This is a genomic window from Paenibacillus sp. 01T422 (genome assembly GCF_056398785.1).
This window is the reverse complement of the sequence record NZ_JBFTQB010000964.1, coordinates 1-2,349: the sequence shown is the minus strand read 5'-3', so window position 1 is coordinate 2,349 and position 2,349 is coordinate 1. Positions and strand designations below refer to the sequence as shown.

Annotated in this window: 2 protein-coding genes; one reads left to right on the top strand and one right to left on the bottom strand. The window is 51.9% G+C overall.

Features of this window, described 5'->3' with window-relative positions:
• Nucleotides 1–168 precede the first annotated feature (168 nt).
• A complete protein-coding gene (locus AC1DUA_RS34150) occupies nt 169–663 on the bottom strand; it encodes a CBO0543 family protein (RefSeq protein WP_477503969.1) in 495 nt (164 codons plus the stop codon).
• A gap of 164 nt (nt 664–827) precedes the next feature.
• Between AC1DUA_RS34150 and AC1DUA_RS34145 the strand changes: the two genes are divergently transcribed.
• Nucleotides 828–1,937 carry a winged helix DNA-binding domain-containing protein gene (locus AC1DUA_RS34145; RefSeq protein WP_477503968.1) on the top strand — a complete coding sequence of 370 codons (1,110 nt, stop codon included), beginning with the start codon at nt 828–830 and terminating at the stop codon, nt 1,935–1,937.
• The last annotated feature ends 412 nt before the right edge of the window (nt 1,938–2,349 follow it).

Sequence of the window (2,349 nt, the reverse complement as noted above, 5' to 3'; positions counted from 1 at the left end):
TAAGTAGAACGGTAATAAATCGATTAAACCTCATTCCTATTTCCCTCCAAATACCTAGTAGATAGTTCTCTTTTCCTGATATGCCCAACTATTATACTAGGTTTTGGTATTATAAATATGGATTTAATGGAAAATTAATAAATCGGAGGGATTTACTTGAACTAAGTCCTAAAACGGAACATGAAACATTTTCATCCAAAACACCGTCAACAACGCAGAAAAACCATACGCTAACAGCGGTTTGACAGAGAACAGCTTAAGCATAGGAAACATGATGATGTTAAAAACAATCGACCAACCTAAGGACCAACCATATTGGTACTCAATTCGACCAGTCAAAGAGTAAATGTACTCCACCCCGCCATAGATGAGCACCCATTGGACATAGTGGAAAAAGACCTTCGTCCGGCCCTGCGGGTAATTCGTCAGAAACAGAAGAGCTGTAGCTGGGAAAATGATAAAGGTATATATCAATTCTGTCAGGCCTGTATCCCCGAACCAATCAGGGGCCAGCGTCCAGAGCATACGGTCAGCGCATAAATAATTGTATAATAAATTACCTATAGCGAAGTACATCATCGTAGGTTGATACTTCTGCCAGTTTCGCCAATCTCCCCATCGATACGCCGCCCAAATAATGAAAATAGCCACAAATAAGTGCATAAACAACATGTCTCCTTCTCGCGTTGTATCTATTATACAAATAATTTACAATTATATACAGATAAGTTATATAATTATACATTTTGTGACATGTACTAACCCTGACATAAGGCTGTCAGTGAGCTTGCTGTATAGTGAAATAAAAGCGTGTAGGAGGCCTATGCATGACTGAATATACGGATAAAATCCTCAGCCGCCGCGACCTCAACCGAGCGCTTCTGGCCCGGCAGCTGCTGCTTTGGCGATCGGACATGCCCGTCCTCGCGGCGGTCCGGCACCTCGTCGGGCTGCAGGCGCAAGCCCCCAACCCACCTTACGTGGGGTTGTGGACCCGCCTGCAAAGCTTTTACCATGAGCAGCTGTCGCAGCTCATCATGGATCGAAGCATCGTGCGCATCGCCTTGATGCGCTCGACGATCCACCTCGTCACGGCAGAAGACTGCGTGACGCTCCGTCCGATCCTGCAAACTGTGCAGGATCGCGGCTTGCAAGGCGCGTTCGGCAAGAAGCTTGCCGAACTGGACCTGGACGCGCTTGCCGCCGCCGGGCGAGCGCTGTTGGAGGCGCAGCCGCTCACGCTAGGTGAGCTCGGCAAGCGCCTCGAAGCCCAGTGGCCGCAGCGCGACGCCACGGCTTTGGCGCAAGCGGTGCGCTGCCGCTTGCCGCTGGTTCAGGTGCCTCCGCGAGGCATCTGGGGCGCCGCCGGGCAGGCGGCCCACACGACCGCGGAGGCGTGGCTTGGCCGCCCGCTAGCGGAAGCGGCCACCGTTGAAGCCATGTTGCTGCGCTACTTGGCGGCATTTGGGCCTGCATCCGTGAAGGATATGCAGATTTGGTCCGGGCTGACCAGGCTGCGCGAGGTCATGGAGCGGCTGCGCCCCAGCCTGTTCACCTTCCGCGATGAGCACGGCAATGAGCTGTTCGACCTGCCGGAGGCGCCACGGCCGGACGGTAGTACGCCTGCTCCCCCACGCTTCTTGGGGGAGTTCGACAACATGCTGCTATCCTACGACGACCGCTCCCGCATTATGGCGGAGGAGCTGAAGCAGCGTGTGTTTACGGATAACGGCATCATACGGGCAGCGCTGCTTGTTGACGGTTTTGTCAGCGGCATTTGGTCCCTCACCATGCACAAACGTGTAACGTGCGTGTTAACGATCACGTTATTCGGCTCCATATCCTCGTCGGAGCGAGCCGGTGTTGAAGCCGAGGCTGGGGGGCTCTGCGCCTTTCACTTTCCCGAGGCGAAGTCCGTGGAAATTTGCTATAACTAAAAAGGCTGCCCCACAAGGTCGGAAACAACCTGTGAGACAGCCTTCTAGGCTATACGAGTAGTTAACTTGTGGGGGAACTGTGATCCCCTATTTTCCACTATACACGCAATTCTTTGGTGGAAGGGAACTACGTTCCCCTATTTCATCAAAATTGACCTATATGCAAGTTATTTATGCCACATAGCGCCCTGTAGTTCCGTCTCAACCAGAAATGAGCCCATTTAGCTCAATTAAGATCCTGTACTTCCGCTATTCCGTATTGCCGACCATCTGTCGCACATAAAACGCGCAACCAGCCTATTTCGCTGCCTTTTCAGCCCATTTCGCTTTCAGCGCGCTTTCCACTTCCGCAAAAATCTGATCGGCTGTCTTACCATCCGTAGAAATACCCAACTTCTCAGCACGTTTATTC

Bases quoted from the DNA above. Each gene is read 5' to 3' on its own strand.
- AC1DUA_RS34150 (WP_477503969.1), bottom strand. From the start codon at position 663: ATGCACTTATTTGTGGCTATTTTCATTATTTGGGCGGCGTATCGATGG.
- AC1DUA_RS34145 (WP_477503968.1), top strand. From the start codon at position 828: ATGACTGAATATACGGATAAAATCCTCAGCCGCCGCGACCTCAACCGA.